This is a genomic window from Rhizobium sp. 2MFCol3.1 (assembly GCF_000377565.1).
Taxonomy (GTDB): Bacteria; Pseudomonadota; Alphaproteobacteria; order Rhizobiales; family Rhizobiaceae; genus Rhizobium.
Genome location: NZ_KB898380.1, coordinates 20,444 through 42,647 on the forward strand (window position 1 = coordinate 20,444; position 22,204 = coordinate 42,647).

Below are 22,204 nucleotides of genomic sequence, written 5' to 3' on the forward strand. Positions count from 1 at the left end.
TGAGGAGTCTTTAAATGTTCGATCTCATCATCAAAAACGCCAACCTGCCGGACGGCCGCAAGGGCGTCGATATAGCCGTTTCGGGCGGGAAAATCGCTTCGATCGAGGCCGACATTGCTGGTGAAGCGCGCGAAACGATCGATGCGACGAACCGGCTTGTCAGCACCTCCTTCGTCGATCCGCATTTCCACATGGACGCCACGCTGTCGCTCGGCCTGCCGCGGATGAACACGTCGGGCACGCTGCTGGAAGGCATCACGCTCTGGGGCGAGCTTCGGCCGCTCTTGACCAAGGAAGCGCTGGTCGAGCGGGCGCTCGCCTATTGCGATCTCGCCGTCTCTCAGGGCCTTCTGCATATCCGCACCCATGTCGACACGTCCGATCCGCGGTTGGTGACGGCGGAAGCGATGCTGGAAGTGAAGGAGCGCGTGGCGCCCTATATCGACCTGCAACTCGTCGCTTTCCCACAGGACGGTTATTATCGCGCGGCCGATGGCGTGAAGTCGTTAGAGCGGGCGCTCGACATGGGCGTCGATATCGTCGGCGGCATTCCGCATTTCGAGCGCACCATGCAGGACGGCGCTGCCTCCGTTGAAGCACTCTGCCGCATCGCTGCCGATCGCGGCCTGCCGGTCGACATGCATTGCGACGAGACCGACGATCCGCTGTCGCGGCATGTCGAGACCCTGTCGGCGCAGACCGTGCGGTTCGGACTGCAGGGGCGCGTTGCCGGCTCGCACCTGACATCGATGCATTCGATGGACAATTATTACGTCTCGAAGCTGATCCCGCTGATGGCGGAAGCCGAGATCAACGTCATTCCAAACCCGCTGATCAACATCATGTTGCAGGGACGCCATGACAGCTATCCCAAGCGCCGCGGCATGACGCGGGTGCGCGAACTGATGGCAGCAGGCCTCAACGTTTCCTTCGGCCATGACTGCGTGATGGACCCCTGGTACTCGATGGGTTCCGGCGACATGCTAGAAGTCGGGCACATGGCAATCCATGTGGCGCAGATGTCGGGCGTCGAGGACAAGAAGAAGATTTTTGACGCGCTGACGGTCAATTCGGCAAAAACGATGGGGCTGGAGAATTACGGCTTGTCGGTCGGCTGCAATGCCGACCTTGTCATGCTGCAGGCGGAAGACGTGATCGAAGCACTGCGGTTGAAGCCGACCCGCCTCGCCGTTATCCGGCGCGGCCGGGTCATTGCCCGCACAGAGCCGAAAGTCTCGCATCTGAAGCTTTACGGCCGGCCGGGCCTGGTCGACGCCGGCCTCAATCCGACGCGGCGGTAGTCAATCCCTCGCGCTGGGCGCAATGAACTGAACAGGACTTTGTCGTCATCGCGTTGCAAGCCGGAACCTGCCTGGTTTCAAAACAATTGGCGCCTGCCTGGGGCGCCATTCCAAGCTTTTTCAAACCTTAGTGTGCTCCAAGCTCTGTAAAATAGCCCTAGATGGAAAGACGACTGGCAACGATGCTTGAATCGAGCTCGTCGCAGCTCGCAAGATCGATAAGGTCATACAGGGCAGCACGTGTCTGCATGCGACCTTGCTTACCGGCTGTCGATCCAGTGCGCGCAATTTCATCATAAAGGTATTGCTGTGCCTTGTTCGCGACCCTCAGAGGGGAATCAGGCCAGATCGCCATGCGATGTTCGAGCGATTGCAGTTTCTCCGCCGTCATTGTTGAAGATCGTCCGAACTCCGTCATATTGGCGAGCAGCGACGCTGACCACGGCGGACAGCCTTTACCGCGATGATCGCATTGGTTTCAGCACCGCCTCGACCGGATGCAATCATCAACTAATTACGCTTGCCCCGCAGACAGCTGGTGCTCAACATTCCGACGGTCCGGGCGGCACCTGGCGGGGGAACGAATCTATTGGTTGCAACGTCTGCCTTCTGGCAGATCGGCGCACTTATCCTATATCAAACGGCACGATGGAGGATGTATGACGGATAGTTTAGGAGCAAAAGCAAAGACAGGGGTGGAGGGACTCGACGATATCCTGTCCGGTGGACTGTCGCGCCGTCACGTCTTTCTGCTGGAAGGCGCTCCCGGATCGGGCAAAACTACGATCGCTCTTCAGTTTTTATTGGAGGGCGCCAACATCGGCGAGCGATGTCTTTACATCACCCTTTCTGAAACCGAGGAAGAACTTCGTGACAGCGCTCTTTCACACGGGAAAGACATCGGCGATCAAGTGGAGATCTTTGAGCTCGTTCCGCCAGAGAGCCTCCTGGACGCCGATCAGCAACAAAGCCTCCTTTATTCCTCGGACCTGGAGCTTGGGGAGACGACAAAGCTCATCTTCGAAGTGTTTGAGCGGGTCAAGCCACATCGAGTGGTGATCGATAGTCTCTCTGAAATCCGGCTTTTGGCGCAGAGTTCGCTACGCTACCGCCGTCAGATCCTTGCACTGAAGCACTTTTTCTCGCGGTCCCACGCGACGGTCTTGCTCCTGGACGACATGACATCCGACGCAATGGATAAGACCGTCCACAGCGTCGTGCATGGCGTGATCCACCTGGAGCAGCTTGCCCCGGATTACGGATCTGAACGTCGTCGGCTTCGGATCCTGAAATATCGCGGCCAGGCCTTTCGTGGCGGGTACCATGACTTCGTTATCAAAACCGGCGGCGTCGCCGTTTTCCCGCGGTTGCGCGCTATCGAGCACAAGTCGGGATTTGAACGGTCTCTTTTGACGACTGGCATCAGCACGTTCGACGATCTTCTTGGAGGCGGCATTACGCGGGGCTCCAGTACACTACTGATTGGACCCGCCGGCACCGGTAAAAGCCTTGTCGCTCTGCAGTTTGTCGAAGCGGCGATCCGACGCGGCGAGCGGGCGGCCGTGTTTGTATTCGACGAGGAACTAGGGGTGCTATTCGCCCGCACCAAGGCGATGGGGCTCGACCTTGAGGCGTTGCGCGATCAAAAACTCATCCACATCGAGCAGGTCGATGCCGCAGAACTCTCCCCGGGCGAGTTTGCACAGCGCGTCAGAGACAGGGTCGCGAGTTTCGACGCCACTACTGTCGTCATCGACAGCATCAACGGATATCAGGCTGCCATGCCTGAGGAAAATGCACTGATCCTGCACATGCACGAATTGTTACAGTATCTCAACAGACAGGGCGCCAACACATGCATCACCGTCGCGCAGCATGGCCTCGTGGGCGATATGAAATCACCTGTGGACGTGACGTACCTTGCGGACACTGTCATTTTGCTGCGGTACTTCGAGGCGGAAGGTCGCGTTCGCAGGGCGATTTCGGTCATTAAGAAGCGAACCGGTCCGCATGAAGATACGATCCGTGAATACAAGATCGGCAGTAACGGACTAACGCTGGGAGAGCCACTATCTGGGTTCCAGGGTATCCTGCGTGGCGTTCCTGTTTTGGTCGGAGGAGGACACGCCCTGTTGCAACTTCTTAACGAGGATGGCACCAATTCCTGATCGTGATGTCATTGGTTTGATCCACGCCCCGCTGGGCCGCGACGCGAAGATCGCGTCGGCCCTGTTGCAGGATGCGGGAATGACTGCAAAAGTTGCCCCTTCGCTCGGTACACTCGTCGCGGAATTGGGCGAAAACATCGCATTTGCAGTGATCACCGAAGAGGCCCTCCGGTCGGCAGACCTGCGTCCACTGGTAGCCTGGATCGAGACCCAGCCAAGCTGGTCAGACCTTCCATTCATCATTCTAACAGCGCGCGGCGGCGGCCCCGAGCGCAATCCGACCGCTGCCCGGCTTTCTGAAGTACTCGGTAATGTCAGTTTTATCGAGAGGCCCTTCCACCCTACGACATTCATCAGCGTAGCCCGGTCCGCAATGCGTGCCCGACGTCGCCAATATGAGGCCAGCGCCCGCATGGAGGCGCTGGACGAAGGGGAGCGCCGGCTTCAGACGGCACTGGAGGCCGGCCGGCTCGGAACGTGGGAGCTGGATCTCGGCACGAACGTGCTGACGACGTCATCGACCTTCAGGGGAATTTTCGGCCGCGGCTCCGAAGAGGAGTTAACCTATGACCATTTGATGAAGGCCATTCATCCCGACGATGTGATGCGCATGCGGGAAGCGATGCGCAATGCACTCGAAACCGGGGTCGATTATGCAATTACATACCGGGTGGCCTGGCCCGGCGGCTCCATCCATGGGGTAGAAATCCGCGCCCAACTCCACCGCGATCGCATGGGCCGTGCTCTCAAACTTGTGGGAGTGGCGGCCGACATCACGGACCGGCTTCTGGCCGAAGAGCAGCAGCGTCGTCTCAACGAGATGCTTGAGCAGCGCGTAGCGGAGCGTACGCGCGAGTTAGAAGAGGCGCACCGGCTTGTGCTAGCCGAGGTCGGTCAGCGGGAGAGAGCGGAGGAGCAGCTCCGACAGGCTCAGAAGATGGAAGCGATCGGGCAACTCACCGGCGGGGTCGCCCATGATTTCAACAACCTCCTGATGGCCGTGCTCGGCAACCTTGAACTTCTGCGCAAGCATGTGGCCGGCGATGCGAAGGCGACGCGTTTGATCGACGGCGCACTGCAGGGTGCGCAGCGCGGCGCTTCGCTCACCCAACGTCTGCTTGCCTTCGCCCGGCGACAGGATCTTCAGGTCCGGCCGGTAGACCTGGTTGGACTCGTTGCGGATATGAAGGATCTCTTGCAGCGCTCCGTCGGCTCGCGGATTGCGGTAGAGTTGATCGTTAGCGAGTACCTGCCGCCGGTGTCGGCAGATGCCAACCAAGTGGAACTGGCTCTCCTCAATCTCGTCATCAACGCCCGCGACGCCATGCCGGACGGCGGAGCGATACAAATAGAGCTCAAACAAGCAGAGCAGACGGCGCGATCGGATTCATTCGCGCCGGGTAGCTATGTCGTCCTGGCGGTCATCGACCAGGGCATGGGCATGGACGCGGCGACGCTTGACAAGGCCATAGAGCCGTTCTTTTCCACCAAGGAGCTCGGCAAGGGCACCGGTCTCGGCCTGTCGATGATCCATGGGCTGGCATTGCAGTTAAAGGGTCGGTTGATATTGAAAAGTGCCTTGGGCAAGGGAACCACGGCGGAACTGTGGATCCCCATTTCAACCTCCAAGATCGAGCAAAAACCGGAGGATGTCTCGTTGGCCGAAAGTCCCGCCGCCGCTGGGCCTAAACGAATCCTTTTGGTCGACGATGACGCCCTGATCGCCATGAGTTCGGCGGACATGCTGACGGACCTTGGCCACGAGGTGGTGGAAGCCCATTCCGGAAGAGAGGCGCTGGAGTTGCTGGACGGGGGTGCCGTCTTTGACCTTCTGATCACGGATTACTCGATGCCAGGCATGACGGGCGCGGAGCTGGCGCAAGCTGCCCGCGAACGTGTGCCAGGACTTCCGATCTTATTAGCTTCCGGCTATGCCGATCTGCCCTCGGGCGTGGAGATCGACGCCGCTAGGCTGGCAAAGCCGTATTCCCAGGATCAGCTGGCTTCGGTGCTCGGCAAGATATTGTAGAGGAGGCAAGTCTTGAGGAACCAGGGGAGGTCGCCGACCTCATCGCATTCCTGGCACCAGACGGCGCGTCGTCCATCACAGGGACCGAACACGTGATCGACGTCGGGACGACTCCGACGGCTTGATCTCGCCATCAAATGTTCGCGCAGAGCAGGCAGGTGCAGTCCACCCAGCGCTCGCAGATGACATCTGGCTTTCGGAACTCAACCTCAATCTTCTTGCGATGGTTCGTCTCGATCGCCTCCTGATCCCGCAGATGAGAGAACGAGGCAATGGCGCGGTAGTGCACGTCACCTTGACCCAGTCAGTGCTGCCCCTGCCTGGGTCAACGACTGCTTACGCCGCAGCCAAGGCGGCGTTGAGGACACACAGCAACCATTTCCAAAGAACTGGGTCCAAAGGGTATTCGGGTCAATGTTGTGTGTCCCGGGTGGATCATGACGCAGGGCGCCCTCGAACAGGTGAGAAACCTGCAGGCTCCAAATGATGGAACGTACGAGGAGCCGCGGCACGCCGCATGCGCCGGATCGGAGGGATCCCGATCGGACGTGGAGCCGAGCCATATGAGTCGCCTAAGCAATCGCCTTCCTCGCTTTGGATCGCACTCATCAAATCCATAGCCCGGAGCTGGTTGTCGACGGCGGTACCGCAGGCCTGGCTTAGGCAGAAGAAGGTCCCCGAAGGTTTTCCATCTATTTCCATCCAATTCTTTAAGCGCCGTTTTGCGCCATTTATCCATCCATTTCCATCCAATTTTCACGGTGGAGCTTGTTAGATCGGCGGGTTGATCGCGAACCACCACAATGGTGTTTTCATTGTGAGCAGACCCATATTTTTGCAGCGAGACGAGAGAAGATGTGCGAGGACACAAGCATTCCGATATGGCGGTCCTCCTATGATTTGACGAGGCACTGTCGAACGCGATTAAGAACTAGGATTTCTGAGTCTCTGAGAACCTGAAGAGTCCGGATGAGATCAACGTAAAACGACAACGCTGTCGTAAGTTCGATTTGGTTCAAGGCGAAGGATCAGGCCAAGCGTTCAAATCGCTGGCCTTAACCCGCAGCGTCAATGGATGTTTAGGCGACGTTAGCTTTACACGAACAAATCGCGTGCCTGTTGGAACATCCCGACCACTTGAAAACGTCCTTGCTCGCAGGCGCTGAACCAAAATCACAAACCCTCAATGAAGGATCGCTGCGGCCATGCAGAGGGGAGGAACGCAAGCCCTGCGCCCGTCCGCGCCGCAAGGGAATGAAGATACTGGTCTTTGGCCCAAAACGCCACGTAAGCGCCCGGAAATTTCCTTGCCAGCCAGGCTGCCTGAGACAGATATGCGTCAGCTTCGTTAAAGCTGACGAAGACCAGCGCGCTCTCTGACTCAGCCGCATGGCAGCCCTCTTCCGTGCCGTATAAGCCATCACCGACGGGCTTACCTCGATGTCCACTTCGGACGTCGCCGTTCCGGCAGCGATCTCGCTGGCACATCTTGTGGCCCTTGCTACTACTGTCGCGCGATGGCAAAAAGGCCGCGGCGGAGGGATCGGTTGGTATCAATGTCGTCTTCCGCTATCTGCTAAGGTCCGATGCGTTTTCGGACGGCTGGTCCGAAGCTCCAGAGCGGCGGCTCTTCAGCACGGACTATGAGGAGCATCGCTGTGTAACAATCTCGGGCTGCTCCCCGACAAAAGAGCCGCTGCGCCTGAGGCGCCCGTCACGCCGCGGGAACCCAATCTTGTCGGGGCGCGTTTGCCGTGCGAATGTGAGGGATACGAATGATCTATGATGCGGTACTGGTCGGGTCTGGGTTCTCAGCAATCGCGACGCTTTGCAATCTCATCGAACGGCTTCCCGCGACGGCGACGGTGGCCGTTATCGGCGACGACCCCGGTTTTGGACGCGGCACCGCCTACCGGTCTGAGCTCTATCTTCACCGGCTCAATGTCCCGGCTGGGCGGATGAGCCTGTTTCCAGACAGACCGAATGGCTTCGTCGATTGGCTTGCGGAGCGCAAGCGGCCCTTGAGGGACGGCGATTTTGCATCACGACAGGATTATGGCCTTTACGTTCGCGACAGCCTGGCGGCGCTGCTGCGCAACAAGAAGAATAGATGTAAGGTGGATCTTATCCGGGCTAAAGCGACAGGTTGCGTCGAGCGCTACAACGCAACGCTCGGCTTTCTCCTAAAAAACGGCGGGGAGATCGCAGGGCGAAATGTCGTGCTGTGTCTTGGCGTCGGCAACGCGCCGCTGCCTGTCGATGTCTCCAGATTGGCCGCTTCCGCCAAAGAGCGGATCATCGAAAACCCGTGGCGCCTTTCTTGGCTGAGGCGTGTTGGGCGCGATGACGACGTCTGCATTCTCGGCTCCGGTCTGACGATGATCGATCAGGTTCTGGCGCTTCACGCTCGCGGCTTCCGCGGCATGATCGATGTACTCTCGCGACGCGGGCTCGTCCCTCATGGGCATGTGGCGCCAAAGCCGCCAGCCGATTTCGACCCGCAGACCCTGCCGGTCACCATGAGCGCGCTGCTTCACCGGTTGCGCGAGGAGAGTAAGGTTGCAGGCGACTGGCGCTCGGTCATGGACCGCTTGCGTCCGCAGACACAAGCGCTCTGGGCACGTCTGCCGGCGGCGGAGCGCGTCCGCTTTCTTCGTCACGCCTTGCCGTGGTGGAACATTCACCGCCATCGGGTGGCACCGGATGTACATGCGCGCTTTCGCGACCTGATGGAGAGCGGCCAAGTCGTCGTGCATGCGGGCTTTCTCTTAAGTGTGGAGCAGACAGGGAATAGCCTCGCCATCCACTACCGCGCCAGGGAAGCAAGAGGTAGCAGACAGCTCGACGTCGATTGGCTGATCAATTGCACCGGTGTCGAAAGGGCAGGCATGGCGCATTCGCCGTTGCTTGCGGAAATGAAGCGCCTGGCGCTGATCAAGGCAGATCCTCAGGGTCTAGGCATCGTTGTCAATCCGCAATCCAGAGTGATTGGCGATGCTGCGAGCAGCGTGCGGCTCTATGCCGTCGGCGCGCTGACCGCGGGCCAGTTCTGGGAGATCACGGCCGTTCCGGATATTCGCATCCAGGCTCAAGCCGTCGCAGGCGACGTCGCCGCCGTAATTGCTGGCAAGGAAGGTGGTTAACGAGATAATCCGATAGCGCCACGGGAAATGGGAATGCATCTAACCTAGACATCGATGTGCCGCCATCAGTCGCGCCGCTAGAGTTAGCTAGGCAGCACCGTATCCGAATTCGTAGGGCGAGGTGCCGCGAGCCGTTTTCACGAGGCTGGCGACGATGTCTAAGCATTTTGATGGCGCGGATTCAGGCTCAACCCCCTTCGAAACTATCACTGTCAGTGCCGGCCCTGCCCAAGGAGTTAATGCCGTAAGGTTATCGAAGGAGCGTCAGCAGTTGATCGCCCTGGCGCTTGATCTCCTCCAGATACGGAGTATCGGAGAGGATAAAATAGGTGATGCCAAGCTCCTGGTATTTGCGTAGAGAAGCTGCAACGTCCTGTGCTGAACCGACGAGCCAAGTCGTGCCGGCACCACCGCCACCGAACTGGCCCGGAGCAGTGTAAAGATTGCTGTCGAGCACATCTCCGCGTTTGTGCAGGTCGAGTAATTGCTGCTGGCCGACCGCACCTGCTTTGTGATCGTTCCAGCTACCGCTTTGGCCTTCAGCCAACTTGGCAACACGCGCCTCTGCATCAGCCCAAGCACGTTCCGTCGTCTCGCGGACAAGGGTGGTGATCCGAAGCCCAACCGCAATTTCGGGAAAACAATTCCAGCTGGCCTTGTTTGGCGAAGACGGGACATCAGCAAATTGGGCCGCAGATCAAGCAAAGGGGGCAACGTCGAATTGCCGGCAAGTTTCGAGGAGGTGTTAGGCAGCTAGGGAGTTAAGCCAGAAGCGAGCACTGTCATGGCCGTTGCGTCGATCTCTTCAGTATCGCTTATCCCAAGCAGCAGACAGACGGTGACCAACTTCTCGTAGCGTTCGGCTTCCTGGCGTTCCCAGAACGCACGCTCCCCACGCAAGCGCTCGACGGCACGCAGACTTTCTATAATTTTTCGGCAGCGCTTGATTGTGAGCATCGCGACATCCTCTAGGGCGCACCCCAAGCGGTAGGGTACGCCCACTTTCCTTTAATTGGACTGCTTCTGATCTACGTCCTTGTAGGCGGCATCCAGGAAGCTGGTGTCGATCCACTTGTCATAATCGACCGACCCTTTGAGAAGCTTGGCGTCAGCCATGAACTGCTCTTCGCTCTTCAAGGATGCGAGTGCCTCGGGCGTAATCTTAGGATCCTGGTAGAAGACATTTTCTTTGTAGGTTTTCCGGACAGATTTCTCTGACGATTTGGTCTCATCGACGAAAATCTTGATCGTGTCCTCGGGATGAGCATCAGCCCAGCGCGCGGTCTCGATATCGACCTTCAGCAGGCGCTTAACGAGGTCCGGATACTTGCGAACGAATTCGCCATTGGCCGAGATCAGGAAGGGGGCCGACCATTCCGGATGCGAAGAGGCATCAAGGATAACGCGAGCCTGGCCTGTATCAACGAGCTTGGCGGCGACATCACCGCTTTCCACGACCGCATCGACGTGACCGCGCATTAGTGCCGGACCCGAAGCATCGAAGGCAAGGTTGAGCGATTCCACGTCGTTGAGCGAGAGACCAGCAGACTTCAGGGCCTTGGCGAAAGTCGAGTGGCGCACTGTCCCCGTTAAGTAAGCTACCCTCTTGTCTTTCAGGTCCTGCAGCGTCTCGATCGGCGAATCCGATTTGACGATGATGGCGGAACCGTTCTCTTTGACGAAGCTAGAAAGGCCGATCGCCTTGACGTCAGCACCGGCTGCCGCGACGCGTAATGCCGGGTTGTTGCCGGTGTAGATGAATTCGACTGCGCCCGTGGCGAGCGCCGTCGTCGCCTCGGAGCCGCCATTGGTAAAGGCGATGAATTCGACTTTTATGCCGTCCTTCTCGAATTCCTTAGCAAGGGTTCCGTTGTGCCTTTCAAGGATGAATTTCAGGTGGCCGGGTGCTGTGCTACCGATGCGGATAACGCTCGGCTTGTCTTCTGCGAAGGCCGGCGATGCCAGCGTGACGCTGCCGAAGGCGAGTGCTGCAAGGCCGCCAAGCACGGCACGGCGCAGTATGGATGAATTGAGAGCGGTCATTTGGTGTCCCCATTGAAACCAGGTCGAAAGCGGGTGCGAATTCAAGCGTGCGATATGTCGGAATTGCCCTTCCAGGCGGTAGCCCAGCGCTCGAACCAGACGAGCAGGTAATTCACCAGGAGGCCGATCGCAGTCATCGTGATGATCCCGGCATACATATCGGCGGTCTCCATCATCAGCTGCGACTGTTGGATCAGGAACCCAAGGCCAGATTTCGCCGCCAGCATTTCAGCGCCGATCACGGCAAAGATCGAGGATTTGACGGCAAGCCGCATTCCGGAGACGATCGACGGGATGCTGGCCGGCAAAATCACCTTGCGGAACGTGTCTATATCCGACGTGCCCATGGAGCGTGCCGCCTTCAGAAGCAGGGGGTCGACGGATTTGACGCCCGAGATCGTGTTGATCAGCAGAAAGAAAATCGACGAGTAGAAGGTTATCGCGATCTTCGATGCTTCGCCGATACCGAGCAGTAGAATGAAGACGGGCAGCAGAGCGAACTGCGAGGTGTTACGCAATGTCTGCACCAGCAGATCTGAGACCTTTTCGAACAGTGTATAGCGGCCCATCAAGAAGCCGAGTGGTACCGCGACAATGACTGCGAGAACGAAACCGATCGCGGCGCGCTGGAGACTGATGCCGATATTGGCCGTCAAAGTTCCGGCGAGGAGCATCGCATACCAAGCCTCGCAGACCTCGCTCATCGGCGGAAAGAAAATCCGGTTCAGCCAGCCGAGGCGCGGCGCGATCTCCCACAGAGCAAGGAAGGCCACCATCAGCGGCAGGCCACAGATGAACGTGCCAAATTCCAGGCGCCGCCGGGGTTTTGGCGCTCGCTTCGTCTTGCTCCTGGAAGTAAGGCGTGCACTGAACGCGGTCTTATCGGTTACATAGGCCATAAACGCTCGTTCCTTCAGTGAGCATAGGCGGGCGATAGCGCCCAGTCTTTTTGCGCCTTGTTGACTTCATCGCGCAGCGCCTGCCAGACGCGGCCGCGATGCGCATTGAACTGCGAACTGGCGCGTATGTCGCCGTCGCGCGGACGGGGCAGGTCGATGTCGATGATCTCCTTGATCGTCCCGGGACGCGCGGTCATGACGACGATCCGGTCGGCGAGATAGATGGCCTCATCGATGGAGTGGGTGACGAAGACGACCGTTGTGTTGATCTTCTCCCAGATGCGCAGAAGCTCTGTCTGCAGGATCTCGCGTGTTTGCGCGTCGAGTGCGGCGAACGGTTCGTCCATCAAAAGCACCTCGGGATCGGTCGCGAGGGCCCTGGCGATTGCAACGCGCTGTTGCATGCCGCCTGAGAGTTGGTTCGGGTAGCGATCCTCGAAGCCTGAAAGCCCGAACAGCGATAAGAAATAGCGCGCCTTCTCTGTCCGCTCGCTTTTCGCAACGCCATGCACTTCCAGTGCATATTCGATGTTGGAGAGCGCGGTACGCCACGGAAACAGCGCATATTGCTGGAAGACGTAGCCGGTCTTCGGATCCGGCTTGACGATCCGCTTGCCGTCTATCCTGACAATGCCGTCGGAGGCGTCCGTCAATCCGCCGATGATGTCGAGCAGCACCGATTTACCGCTGCCGCTCGGGCCTACCAACGTAATGAACTCGCCCTTGCGGATGGCAAGATCGACGCCATTAAGGACGGTGACGTGTTCGGAAGGTCGACCATCGATCAGCACCGACTGGCCGGGCTTGAGCTGAAAGGTCTTGTGGACGTCGGTGACGGTGATGCGGTCCATACGGTTCTCCAATGTCATACTTGCGCGACGCGGATGCGGTGGGTCGGATCGAGTTGCGATCCGCCCGCCTTGCCGCGCTTCCATCCGAGCGCGCGAGAATAGCTTCCGAAGAGGTTTCGTTGTTCAACTTCAGCCTCGCTTATCGCAAGCGGGCCGTCGGCGCGCGCAGCGACATAAAGAGCGTCCGTCGGGCAGTAGATTTCACAGAGGAAACAGGTCTGGCAGTCATCTTGCCGAGCGATGACCGGAACGCCTTCGGTCATATCGAAGACATTGGCTGGGCAGACTTTCACGCAGATATCGCACTCCACGCAGCGGCTTTCCGAAACGAGCTCGATCATGACGCGATCTCCTGGCGGCTGTCCGCCGCTGCCGACACGCTGATTTCGCCCAGGCCACGCAATGTGATCGGATGTGCGAAAGCCGCAACGCTATCTTTGCAATCGCTACGGCGATGCATGCCGCGGCTCTCCTTCCGGGCAAGTGCCGCCATCACCGACCAGCGGCCGGAAGCAGCGATTGCGGCCGCCTCGCGCGCCTTCAGGCGATCGAGGCCGGAGGCCGAAAGGTGGTTCCTGACGTCACTCCAGACAGCATCGAGCTTCTCGCTGCTGGCCCGCAGCCGGCCGCCTTCGCGAAAATAGTTCTTCTCCAGCGGCGTCACTTCCGCACGCACGCTGTCGATGACGTCCTTGGGCGTAAGCGACGCCTTTGATGTCGATCCCGGGCGCAGGCCGGCCTGGCCGAGCGGGGTGGAATTGGCTCTAAAGGCCTTGTTGCCACGCCGCTTGGCATGCGAAGCGGCTCCCTGACCGGACCACCAGCCGCTGGCGATTGCCCATGAGGAGTTCGGCCCGCCACCGCCTGACGTCGCGCCGGCGACCAGCTCGCGGCTTGCTGCATCCCCGGCGACATAGAGACCGGTGACATCGGTGGCGCAATCCGGTGCGGCAATACGGATGCCGCCAGTGCCGCGAACGGTGCCCTCAGCGCGGAACGTGACTCGGAAGATCTCGCGAAAGGGATCGACGGGTGTCCTGTCATAGGGCAGAAAACAGTTCGGCTGGCCGCGGCGCAGCCAATCCTGCAGCGCCGGCTCCGCCTGATCGAGGACCGCGTAAACCGGAGCTTCGATCATCGCCTTGGCGATTTCCCTCTCGCGCTCGCCGATACCGTTACGCAGATGGTTGCCATCGCTATCGAGAATGGGCGTACTATCCTCACGGAAGAACGAAGCCCAGCGGAATGGCAATCCCTTGTTGAGGGAAGAGCCAAAGGGGGCGAGTGTATATTTGCCGGTGAACTCCATTCCGGAGAGGCTTGCGCCGGCTTCTGCCGCCATCAGAAGGCCGTCGCCTGTTAGGGCCGCAGCCCCCATGATCCGCTCATGAAAGGCGCAGCCGCCCGTCGCCAGCACGACAGCGCCGGCATCGACCCGCCAGTCTCGGTTGCGCTGACGATCCATGCCCGCAGCTCCCGTAACCGCTTCGCCGTCGAAATAGAGTTCGAGGGCGGGGTGGTGATCGAGAACGGTGATGCCGGCTTTGAGGACGCGGCGGCGCATGAAGGCCATATAATCGGGCCCGCGCAGATTGGCGATGTAGAGCTTGCCGTCTTCGTCGTCGGGAAAGGGATAGCCCCATTCGGCCAGTTTCAGCAGGTTTTCATAGGCCTGATCGACAGTGCGTAGCATCCAGCGCTGATCGGCAAGATTACCGGTGCGCTGCCAGCGCCGCTCGACGATTTGCGCCCGGTTTTCACCTGGCGGCACCAGCCAGGTACCGGTGTTGGACGGTGCGGTGGCTCCGCTGGTGCCAAAATAGCCCTTATCGGCAAGCACCACCCGCGCGCCGTTCTGCGCCGCAGACAACGCGGCCCACGCGCCCGCGGGACCGCCTCCCACAACAAGCACGTCGGTTTGCAAATGCAGCGCATTACCGCCTGCCAGGTCTTTTCGCTTCAGCGACATCAATATCCCCGGAAAAACAGTGCAGAAGGGCGGCCGTTAGGCCGCCGTGCCCTCACGCGGCGTTGGAGAACCAAGACGGCTCGTTTCCGGCGGTCCATTTGATGTTGCAGCCGATCGAGGGCGTCTGTTCCGTGGCAGGCTTGCCGCCGGCAAGGACTGCATTGACCGCAGCGCGGAGGTCCTCGCCCGTGGCGACCTTGCCGTTGCCGGGGCGCGAAGCATCAAACTGGCCGTGATAGACGAGCTTGCGGCTGCCATCGAAAAGGAAAAGGTCCGGCGTACATGCAGCGCCATAGGCCTTCGCGACGGCCTGATTTTCATCCTTCAGGTAAGGAAAGGAGTAGCCGATCGCTTCGACTTCGCGGCCGATGGCGTCAATGCTCTCCTCTGGATGCGCATCGGCATCGTTGCTGTTGATCGCGATGACCTGCAGACCTTTCGCCTGATATTCGCGAGCGAAAGATGCAAACTCGTCGCGGATGAGCTGCACGAAGGGACAGCGATTGGAGATGAAGGCAACGAGCACTGCCGTAGCAGCGTCAAAGTCAGAAAGCTTGTGCGGGGCACCCTTTGCGTCGCTGAGGATGAAGTCCGCCGCCTTGGTGCCGAGCTCTATTGAATTGGATACCGTCTTTGGCATGAAACCTCCTTTGCTAGAAGACCTTATAATCTATTAAATACATAGATAATGAAGAAATGGAAATTGCGTTCTGCTTGGCGAATTGGAATTAAGTTCTCATGCGTCTAAACTCGCAGGAAAAATAACATCGAACCTCAACCAATCGCCAGTTCGTCGAGCGTCCCGTGCGGCATTAGCTTGTCGCCATACGCGAGGCATAAAAAGGTACGGAGCCAATGTGAGCTTCCCAAGCCAGCATTTGGTTATCTGTATTGCGCTACTTGTCCGTCTGGTGGATCACATTTGTCTGCGGCCTTGAATTTAAGCCGCTTGAAGTCCGGAGATGCAGGTGGATACTGTCTGGATGTCGGGGGTCTTGGGAGAGGTAGTGTCATTACGCAGTGACGCGCCCTTCCAATGTCTTACCGGTTGAATGGCTGGGGCATAAGTGTTTTGGATCCCTCGAAGGCGTGAAAACCCATTTCCTCGTCTTGCGGGTGTGTTCGTAATCTGTTCACAAAATCACGGGCCTGCTCGGTAAGGCACTTTGTGTTTTCGTTTAAAGCGGGAAGGCTGGAAATCCATTCATTGTGATCTCTTCGCGCGAAAATTGCTTAAACATACACTCAAATTATAGGCTGCATGAGGTAAAGATAGCCGCCTTGGGGGATATTTCGCTGCCTAGAACGAACAGCGACTTATCGGGTTGCGAAGCAACGGAAGATTAATCGCTGATCCTGTAAGGCTTGCCCCTTGATGGAGGGCTCTATATGCCGACGCACTGTAATGGCTGCCGCAATGGCGCCGCTTTCGACCTTCCCTTTTCGATGGCGTTTCAGCCGATCGTCAACATAAGTACGGGCGCTGTCTTCGCTCATGAGGCGTTGGTGCGAGGTCCGAACGGCGAGGGCGCTGGTTCCGTTCTCAGCCAAGTCAAGGAAGGCAATCGCTATGCGTTCGACCAGCAATGTCGCGTGAAGGCGATTGAGTTGGCCTCTGAACTTTACGATCCTGCTGATGATGTAAAGCTGTCGATCAATTTCATGCCGAACGCCGTCTATGAACCGCGGGCCTGCATTCGGCTGACACTCGCAACCGCCTTGAAGACCGGCTTTCCTCTTGACCGCATCATTTTCGAGTTCACCGAAAACGAGCAGCTCGATACCAAACATGTTCTCCATATTCTTCGCACCTACAGGGATATGGGATTCAAGACGGCAATCGATGATTTCGGAGCCGGTCATTCCGGGCTCGGCCTTCTAACCCACTTCCAGCCCGACATTGTAAAATTGGACATGGACCTGATCCGGGGGATCGACACAGACCCCGTCCGGCGCAAAATTGTAAAACATACGCTCGAAATGCTAGAGGATCTGGCAATTGTTCCTTTGTGCGAAGGGGTGGAAACTGCGGACGAGATGGCGACACTGAAAGACCTTGGCGTCTCCCTCATCCAAGGTTACTTTCTGGCAAAGCCTAGCTTTAAATCCCTCGCAATCCCCGCACGTCCGAGGGATATGTGCTCGGACGCCGCCTAAAGCCGGAGTGAAAGCTGGATGAAAGCACGGCGGTCGCCGTAAGTTAAGCTTGGTTTCACGTAAAGGTCCTCGTCCCATTTTAAACATTCTTGGCTGTTGAGATGCAAAGATTGGGCCCAAGCCGACGCCCTATCGCATCGGCAAACCTCTTTTGCAGTGCCACACGTTGACACATTTGAAATTCCATGAGACGAGCCAGTTATGGCCAAACGTTCCACACGCAATTTCTCGCTGACCCCGGAGCTTGAGGGGTTCATTTCCGAGTGCCTGTCGTCGGGTAACTATGGCAATGCCAGTGAAGTCGTCCGATCGGGGCTGCGCCTGCTTCGTGACGGTGCCAAGCCCGCGATAACACCCACATCAGCTTGGCCAATCGGGGGCGGTGCCTGCGGCAGCATCATCCGGGAAAAGGACTGGTCGAAAACCGCCCTTGGGCCGACGAGCGGATGGTCCGTCGAGCTCCGTACCACGGTCGCCAATATCGTCAATTCGCCGGTTGCGAAAGTGCTGATGTGGGGGCCGGACCATGTGATGATCTACAACGATACCTATGCGAAGATCGCAGGTCAAAAACATCCTCGCGCACTTGGCAGCAACGTTGCAGAAGTCTGGCCAGAAATCTGGGACTGGAACCGTGACATGATCGAGGCCGGCCTTCGCGGCGAGCTTCGTTCCTATCGCGATCAGAGCATGACGCTTGTGCGAGATGATCGGCCTGAGCTATTCATCTTCGATCTGTTTTACACACCGGTATACGAGGCCGACGGCAAAATCGGTGGCGTGATGTGTACGGTCGTTGACAACAGTGATCGCGTCGCCATGGAAAAACGTGTGAGCGAAAGCGAAGACGAACTGCGCCGCGTAACCGACGCCGTGCCGATGCTGATCTCCTATGTCGATCGCAGCCACGTCTACCGCTTCGCAAATCATGCCTATGAAGCGTGGTTTGGTATGAAGCCGGACGACATGGTTGGAAAACATATCGCCGCGGTCATCGGTGAGGGACCATACGAAAATCGGCGGCCAGACATCGACCGCGCACTGGCTGGCGAAGTCGTGACCGGCGAAGCCGACATGCCGGTGCAGGGCGGCGCGCCACGCCGCCTCGAAATTCGATACGTGCCGCATTTGGCGGGGGATGGATCAGTCCCCGGTACCTACATTCTCGGCATCGATATCGAAGATCGCGCTGTGCGCGAAGCCGAGCTGGAAATGAGCAACAGACGCTTTCGTACGGCCGTGAACGCAGTGCATGGCGTTCTGTGGACCAACAGTGCGGACGGCAGAATGGTCGGCGAGCAGCCGGGCTGGGCAGCGCTCACCGGCCAGACGTTCGAGCAGTACCAAGGGTTCGGTTGGGCACAAGCTGTGCATCCGGATGACATGGACGCGTCGGTCGCGACCTGGAATGCCGCAGTCGAAGCGAAATCCATGTATGTGCATGAACACCGGGTCCGCCGGCATGATGACGCGTGGCGTCAGTTCGCCATCCGCGCTCTGCCGATCATCGGCTCAAAAGGTGACATCGTCGAATGGGTAGGCGTTCATACTGATATCACCCATCAGCGCGCCGCTGAGGCGGCTTTGCGTGAGCAGGCAGAGGCGCTTGCGCGCCAGGTTCGTCACCGGGAGCGTGCCGAAGAGCAGCTCAAGCAGCTAAACGAAAATCTGGAAGCGCGCGTCATCACGGAGATTACCGAGCGCCGCCAGGCCGAAGTGAAGCTGGCGCAGGCTCAAAAAATGGAAACCGTGGGGAAATTGACCGGCGGGGTCGCGCACGACTTCAACAACCTGTTGCAGGTTGTGTCCGGCAATCTTCAGCTTCTGTCGAAGGAGGTTGCGGGCAACCAACGTGCCGAAGCAAAGCTCGCAAACGCCATGGCCGGCGTATCGCGAGGTTCAAAACTCGCCAGCCAGTTGCTCGCCTTCGGTCGCCGTCAGGCGCTCGAACCTAAAGTGGTCAATATAAGCCGTTTCGTCCGCGACATGGACGACATGATCCGCCGGGCGATCGGGGAAGCCATCGAGGTCGAAACCGTATTTGGTGGAGGCCTCTGGAACACTTTCATCGATCCGACGCAGATCGAGAATGCTCTGCTGAACCTCGCCATCAATGCACGCGATGCGATGGAAGGGCAGGGCAAACTAACGATCGAGCTGTCGAACGCTCACCTCGATGATGCCTATGCCCGCACGCATGATGAGGTCAGTGCCGGCCAGTATGTGATGATGGCGGTGACAGATACCGGGTCCGGCATGCCGCCCGAGATCATCGAAAAGGTTTTCGAGCCGTTCTTTTCCACGAAAGCCGAAGGCAAGGGCTCCGGTCTTGGTCTGTCGATGGTTTACGGCTTCGTCAAACAATCCGGTGGCCATGTCAAAGTCTATTCGGAAGTCGGCCACGGCACGACCATCAAGCTTTATCTGCCGCGTGCGAACGAGGCCGAAGATGTCGAGGTCGCTGTCGATAACGGGCCAATTGTCGGGGGGACGGAAACTGTCCTCGTCGTTGAGGATGATGCGGAGGTCCGCGAAACCGTCATCTCGATGCTGACCGACCTTGGATATCGCACGCTGAAGGCGGTCGATGCATCGAACGCGCTGTCCGTGATCGATAGCGGCATCCCCATCGACATCCTGTTCACCGACGTCGTGATGCCAGGCACGCTCAAAAGTCCCGAACTCGCCCGAAAGGCAAAAGAACGGCTGCCGAATATCGCCGTGCTCTTCACGTCAGGCTACACAGAAAATTCGATCGTGCACGGCGGCAGGCTCGATGCAGGCGTCGAGCTGTTGTCCAAGCCCTATACCCGTGAGGCGCTGGCGCGTAAGTTCCGTCATGTCTTGGCAAACCAGGCCCAGCGGGCGAATACGAAAACCAAGGACCGCCTGGCGGACTCAGTGCAGAAGCTGAAGCAATCTCCAGCGCCTTCCGCCATCAATGTGGAACAAAGCAAAGTTGAGCCAAACAAGTTGAAAGTCGGTCGCGCGACCGTTTTGCTGGTTGAGGACGATGCCCTTATTCGTATCAACACAGCTGAAATGCTCCAGGATGCCGGACTGATCGTCGTCGAAGCGGGAAGCGCTGAAGACGCGAAAGCTGTCTTACAAACAATGGCGGTCGATGTCCTTGTCACCGACGTTAATCTCCCCGGCGCATCAGGCTCACAGCTGGCTGCTGAGGCTAGGGCTTTAAGGCCTGCTGCGCTGATCATATATGCGACCGGTGACCCGTCCTCCGTTCGCGATGAAACGGATGCCATTGTGGTCGCCAAGCCCTACGACGCCGAAAAACTCGCCGAAGCCATTGCGAAAGCCGGGATTGGGAAATTCACGAGAGCAGATTTGGATCGCGTTCAGAGTAACGACGCATTGGATGAGGCATAGGTGGTGGTCTGACATGCATCCGGATATGCGTGCGCTGCGAGGTCGTCACGAGGTGTTCGGCTCACTCCGCTTCCATATGCTCGGACAACTGAGATAGCTCTGCGCTTCACTGCGGGGATGGTTCAGCCGCGTCGGAGCCGGGCGTTGGATTGTCTAGCTTTTCGTCATGACCATCCGGGTCAACGTCTCTCTTCTTTGACCGATCGACATTTTCCTGCGCGCTTCGCTTCAGTGCCTCGCGATCTTGGTCGGCGGTTTCAGGATCGCTTCGCGCAGCATCGCTGCCGAGATCTTTGTCTTTTGTCATCTGTAGAACCTTTTTGATGATCGATCGGTCATAGAGGGTAGGCGGATCATGATGCGTCAGAGGCGCTGCGAAAATTTGCCAGAACGCGTCCGGCTCTAAGGGGTCGCCTTCCCGATATCGGGTGCTGACGTCGTCGGCCATCTTGACCGACCGCCGGCTGCCAGTACTCAGTTGCGATCTTTGAATTCGACGTCTCGGTCTCGTTTGGTTCCAACGGATCGGCTATGTCAGGGACAGGTTGGCCGAGGTTGGAGCGTCATACTCCTCTTTGCCGGCCCGCTCGTCGAGCAAGCCCGCAAGCGCAGCTTTAAGAGGGCGAGGTCGAAGCGAAATCGCTCCGACCTCATCTTGCAGTCGCTAAGAGCCTATTCAGGCTTTGTCGACGACGCCTTTCACAGCATCTTTCGCATGACCTTTTACCTGCTGGGCGTCGCCCTTTGCTTCCTGAGCGGCGCCCTTGGCTTGCATACTTTTGTTGTCGGTGGCGTCACCGACAACTTGCTTTGCTTTGCCAGTCAGTTCATTCGCCTTGCCGGATACTTTATCGGCTGTCGAACCCATCTTCGGTTCTCCTTTTGAGAGCGGTACGCACGACCTTCGAGTCGCTACCCGGTCAAATGCCGGGGAAGTCCATCTTGGGTAGCTTAACGACCCGCTCGTCTAAACAATGCGCCGTCTGGCTTATCGTTCCGCACTGCTGGATGGGATTGCGCCCGCGATGCGTCTGACCGGTGATCGATAGGTTCAAGTGCGCAGGTCGGATCCTACCGGAGTAGGTCGTTTTCACCTTAACGCTGTCGTCAGTTTCCCGATTACAGCGGGGTCATGGGTGAGGCCCTTTTGGAGAGTAGACTTCCTTAACCACAGACGCGCTTAGGCGCGAGCCATAACTTGAAATGGCTCTATCATTTTTCCGTCTCTGAAAGCTTCACCCCGGCGGAAATGGCCGGTCTCACCGACTATTGCTTAGAAGTCCTTTCCAGCAACTGCTGGCAGGGCCGGTGCTGCGTGCTTGAAGGCTTCAAGATCTTGCGTCACCATCATCGTGTCACGAAACCAAGATGACGCATGCAATTCGCAACGGATCTCGCACGGCAAAGGAACGGCTACGGATTAACCACCGCCCATATTCTTCTATCGCAGCCTGGACTTTAGATCCCTCCACCAAACCTACGTCCAGCAGGGCTACGATCTCGCCCGGGGTTTGCTCAGATGCTAAAGCTTCGAGACTTTTGGAGGGCCACTCGCGATCGGCCACTTCACTTGGTTCGCTACAGCCACCAGCACGTGATCAGGCTGAACCGAAGGTGGTGCGTCGATGGCGAGTTCAAGCTTCATTGACGTCTTGATTTTGATGTTTCTGCTTCCCAACTCATCGACCGCCCGAGACGTTGAACTCGGCGTGCGTTGATTGTGTATGGAGTGAAACCTGGATGGAAGAGAACATCAGCATCATCAAGACTGTTGGCATCTATGAACGCGAAGAGATCATCGTGGATTTTGCCCGGTGGCTTGAGACCGCCTCTAAAGAAGCGCTAGTCTACGGAGAAGGGAAGTTCGCAATGATGTCCGCCAGCATGGCACAAGCAATGCGTATCAATGCGGACGAACTTGCTCGTGATAATCCAGAAAATACCGAACGTGTGCTGCAGCAGGCCAGCGCGATGATGACGCAGTTCAAGGCCGCATATCCCCATAGGCTGATCAGTCGATCCGTCCACTGAATGGGCGATAAGGCAGACGTCGGCGCATAGAAAGACGGGCACTCCCCGGCACAGATGCGAGCGGATGAAGTCGAAAATCTTCTTACGAGGGCGAATTTTTTCGCGGCACGGGTCTTGGATCCAAATCTCTCAAAAACGAGGTCGTTTGGCGCCAGCCGCTGAGACAGGGTTGGCTTCGCCGGGAGCGCCGCTTTTGGCATTCCCGTACCCATGTTGCTTCAAGGAG

At 58.1% G+C, this 22,204-nt stretch carries 19 protein-coding genes and 3 pseudogenes; 11 read left to right on the plus strand and 11 right to left on the minus strand.

Annotation, left to right across the window (positions count from 1 at the left end):
* The first annotated feature begins 14 nt into the window (after window positions 1-14).
* Window positions 15-1,301 (plus strand): amidohydrolase family protein, encoded by a 1,287-nt coding sequence (locus tag D460_RS0130480; RefSeq protein ID WP_018902408.1) that lies wholly within the window; start codon window positions 15-17, stop codon window positions 1,299-1,301.
* 157 nt (window positions 1,302-1,458) lie between these two features.
* Here D460_RS0130480 and D460_RS0130485 read toward each other — a convergent pair whose 3' ends face one another.
* A complete protein-coding gene (locus D460_RS0130485) occupies window positions 1,459-1,692 on the minus strand; it encodes a hypothetical protein (RefSeq protein ID WP_018902409.1) in 234 nt (77 codons plus the stop codon).
* A gap of 268 nt (window positions 1,693-1,960) precedes the next feature.
* On the opposite strand from D460_RS0130485, the gene D460_RS0130490 reads away from it, so the two are divergent.
* The 6 genes and pseudogenes from D460_RS0130490 to D460_RS0130505 all read left to right on the plus strand — a co-directional run bounded on the left by D460_RS0130490 (window position 1,961) and on the right by D460_RS0130505 (window position 8,641).
* Complete coding sequence (locus D460_RS0130490) at window positions 1,961-3,469, plus strand: ATPase domain-containing protein (RefSeq protein ID WP_018902410.1); 1,509 nt, start codon at window positions 1,961-1,963, stop codon at window positions 3,467-3,469.
* Complete coding sequence (locus D460_RS0130495) at window positions 3,453-5,498, plus strand: response regulator (protein WP_018902411.1); 2,046 nt, start codon at window positions 3,453-3,455, stop codon at window positions 5,496-5,498. The genes D460_RS0130490 and D460_RS0130495 overlap by 17 nt, the downstream gene beginning before the upstream one ends.
* A 17-nt stretch (window positions 5,499-5,515) precedes the next feature.
* Window positions 5,516-5,623, plus strand: a pseudogene (locus D460_RS36990) (short-chain dehydrogenase); the annotation flags it as partial.
* Window positions 5,624-5,721: 98 nt separating this feature from the next.
* Window positions 5,722-5,985 carry a hypothetical protein gene (locus tag D460_RS36995; RefSeq protein WP_245267845.1) on the plus strand — a complete coding sequence of 88 codons (264 nt, stop codon included), beginning with the start codon at window positions 5,722-5,724 and terminating at the stop codon, window positions 5,983-5,985.
* Entirely contained in the window at window positions 5,903-6,118 is a 216-nt protein-coding gene (locus D460_RS37000; protein ID WP_245267846.1) for a hypothetical protein, read from the plus strand. Before D460_RS36995 ends, D460_RS37000 begins: the two co-directional genes overlap by 83 nt.
* A 1,155-nt stretch (window positions 6,119-7,273) precedes the next feature.
* Complete coding sequence (locus tag D460_RS0130505; protein ID WP_018902413.1) at window positions 7,274-8,641, plus strand: FAD/NAD(P)-binding protein; 1,368 nt, start codon at window positions 7,274-7,276, stop codon at window positions 8,639-8,641.
* A gap of 250 nt (window positions 8,642-8,891) precedes the next feature.
* On the opposite strand, the pseudogene D460_RS34180 reads toward D460_RS0130505, so the two are convergent.
* The 8 genes and pseudogenes from D460_RS34180 to D460_RS0130545 all read right to left on the minus strand — a co-directional run.
* Window positions 8,892-9,263, minus strand: a pseudogene (locus D460_RS34180) (LLM class flavin-dependent oxidoreductase); the annotation flags it as partial.
* Between the two features lie 131 nt (window positions 9,264-9,394).
* Window positions 9,395-9,598: a hypothetical protein gene (locus D460_RS0130515; RefSeq protein WP_155947898.1), complete on the minus strand. Its 204-nt coding sequence runs from the start codon at window positions 9,596-9,598 to the stop codon at window positions 9,395-9,397.
* 51 nt (window positions 9,599-9,649) lie between these two features.
* Entirely contained in the window at window positions 9,650-10,684 is a 1,035-nt protein-coding gene (locus tag D460_RS0130520; protein ID WP_018902416.1) for an aliphatic sulfonate ABC transporter substrate-binding protein, read from the minus strand.
* Window positions 10,685-10,725: 41 nt separating this feature from the next.
* Window positions 10,726-11,583, minus strand: coding sequence for an ABC transporter permease (locus tag D460_RS0130525; RefSeq protein WP_018902417.1), 858 nt, complete (start codon window positions 11,581-11,583; stop codon window positions 10,726-10,728).
* A 14-nt stretch (window positions 11,584-11,597) separates the two neighbouring features.
* Window positions 11,598-12,434 (minus strand): ABC transporter ATP-binding protein, encoded by an 837-nt coding sequence (locus D460_RS0130530; protein WP_018902418.1) that lies wholly within the window; start codon window positions 12,432-12,434, stop codon window positions 11,598-11,600.
* 14 nt (window positions 12,435-12,448) lie between these two features.
* The gene (locus tag D460_RS0130535) at window positions 12,449-12,775 is read right to left on the minus strand and encodes a ferredoxin family protein (protein ID WP_018902419.1); all 327 of its coding nucleotides are present in this window, start codon (window positions 12,773-12,775) and stop codon (window positions 12,449-12,451) included.
* Window positions 12,772-14,403 (minus strand): FAD-binding protein, encoded by a 1,632-nt coding sequence (locus tag D460_RS0130540; protein WP_018902420.1) that lies wholly within the window; start codon window positions 14,401-14,403, stop codon window positions 12,772-12,774. Before D460_RS0130540 ends, D460_RS0130535 begins: the two co-directional genes overlap by 4 nt.
* A gap of 52 nt (window positions 14,404-14,455) precedes the next feature.
* Window positions 14,456-15,043, minus strand: a complete 588-nt coding sequence (locus D460_RS0130545) for a thioredoxin family protein (RefSeq protein WP_018902421.1) — start codon at window positions 15,041-15,043, stop codon at window positions 14,456-14,458.
* A gap of 749 nt (window positions 15,044-15,792) precedes the next feature.
* On the opposite strand from D460_RS0130545, the gene D460_RS34185 reads away from it, so the two are divergent.
* Window positions 15,793-16,560 carry an EAL domain-containing protein gene (locus D460_RS34185; RefSeq protein WP_018902422.1) on the plus strand — a complete coding sequence of 256 codons (768 nt, stop codon included), beginning with the start codon at window positions 15,793-15,795 and terminating at the stop codon, window positions 16,558-16,560.
* Window positions 16,561-16,761: 201 nt separating this feature from the next.
* Window positions 16,762-19,947 (plus strand): type II toxin-antitoxin system ParD family antitoxin, encoded by a 3,186-nt coding sequence (locus D460_RS0130555; RefSeq protein WP_018902423.1) that lies wholly within the window; start codon window positions 16,762-16,764, stop codon window positions 19,945-19,947.
* A 106-nt stretch (window positions 19,948-20,053) separates the two neighbouring features.
* Here D460_RS0130555 and D460_RS0130560 read toward each other — a convergent pair whose 3' ends face one another.
* On the minus strand, window positions 20,054-20,395 hold the full coding sequence (locus D460_RS0130560) for a hypothetical protein (protein WP_018902424.1): 342 nt from the start codon (window positions 20,393-20,395) through the stop codon (window positions 20,054-20,056).
* Between the two features lie 228 nt (window positions 20,396-20,623).
* Window positions 20,624-20,815, minus strand: coding sequence for a CsbD family protein (locus D460_RS34190; protein WP_018902425.1), 192 nt, complete (start codon window positions 20,813-20,815; stop codon window positions 20,624-20,626).
* A gap of 507 nt (window positions 20,816-21,322) precedes the next feature.
* On the opposite strand from D460_RS34190, the pseudogene D460_RS35660 reads away from it, so the two are divergent.
* Window positions 21,323-21,595 (plus strand): annotated as a pseudogene (locus D460_RS35660) (aspartate-semialdehyde dehydrogenase).
* A gap of 92 nt (window positions 21,596-21,687) precedes the next feature.
* On the plus strand, window positions 21,688-21,978 hold the full coding sequence (locus D460_RS0130570; protein WP_018902426.1) for a hypothetical protein: 291 nt from the start codon (window positions 21,688-21,690) through the stop codon (window positions 21,976-21,978).
* The last annotated feature ends 226 nt before the right edge of the window (window positions 21,979-22,204 follow it).

Coding starts and splice junctions, on each gene's coding strand:
- D460_RS34190 (WP_018902425.1), bottom strand. CDS start 20,815: ATGGGTTCGACAGCCGATAAAGTATCCGGCAAGGCGAATGAACTGACT.
- D460_RS0130570 (WP_018902426.1), top strand. CDS start 21,688: ATGGAAGAGAACATCAGCATCATCAAGACTGTTGGCATCTATGAACGC.
- D460_RS0130520 (WP_018902416.1), bottom strand. CDS start 10,684: ATGACCGCTCTCAATTCATCCATACTGCGCCGTGCCGTGCTTGGCGGC.
- D460_RS0130530 (WP_018902418.1), bottom strand. CDS start 12,434: ATGGACCGCATCACCGTCACCGACGTCCACAAGACCTTTCAGCTCAAG.
- D460_RS0130545 (WP_018902421.1), bottom strand. CDS start 15,043: ATGCCAAAGACGGTATCCAATTCAATAGAGCTCGGCACCAAGGCGGCG.
- D460_RS0130555 (WP_018902423.1), top strand. CDS start 16,762: ATGGCCAAACGTTCCACACGCAATTTCTCGCTGACCCCGGAGCTTGAG.
- D460_RS0130505 (WP_018902413.1), top strand. CDS start 7,274: ATGATCTATGATGCGGTACTGGTCGGGTCTGGGTTCTCAGCAATCGCG.
- D460_RS0130490 (WP_018902410.1), top strand. CDS start 1,961: ATGACGGATAGTTTAGGAGCAAAAGCAAAGACAGGGGTGGAGGGACTC.
- D460_RS0130540 (WP_018902420.1), bottom strand. CDS start 14,403: ATGTCGCTGAAGCGAAAAGACCTGGCAGGCGGTAATGCGCTGCATTTG.
- D460_RS36995 (WP_245267845.1), top strand. CDS start 5,722: ATGGTTCGTCTCGATCGCCTCCTGATCCCGCAGATGAGAGAACGAGGC.
- D460_RS0130485 (WP_018902409.1), bottom strand. CDS start 1,692: ATGACGGCGGAGAAACTGCAATCGCTCGAACATCGCATGGCGATCTGG.
- D460_RS0130480 (WP_018902408.1), top strand. CDS start 15: ATGTTCGATCTCATCATCAAAAACGCCAACCTGCCGGACGGCCGCAAG.
- D460_RS0130560 (WP_018902424.1), bottom strand. CDS start 20,395: ATGGCCGACGACGTCAGCACCCGATATCGGGAAGGCGACCCCTTAGAG.
- D460_RS0130535 (WP_018902419.1), bottom strand. CDS start 12,775: ATGATCGAGCTCGTTTCGGAAAGCCGCTGCGTGGAGTGCGATATCTGC.
- D460_RS0130525 (WP_018902417.1), bottom strand. CDS start 11,583: ATGGCCTATGTAACCGATAAGACCGCGTTCAGTGCACGCCTTACTTCC.
- D460_RS0130515 (WP_155947898.1), bottom strand. CDS start 9,598: ATGCTCACAATCAAGCGCTGCCGAAAAATTATAGAAAGTCTGCGTGCC.
- D460_RS34185 (WP_018902422.1), top strand. CDS start 15,793: ATGCCGACGCACTGTAATGGCTGCCGCAATGGCGCCGCTTTCGACCTT.
- D460_RS0130495 (WP_018902411.1), top strand. CDS start 3,453: ATGGCACCAATTCCTGATCGTGATGTCATTGGTTTGATCCACGCCCCG.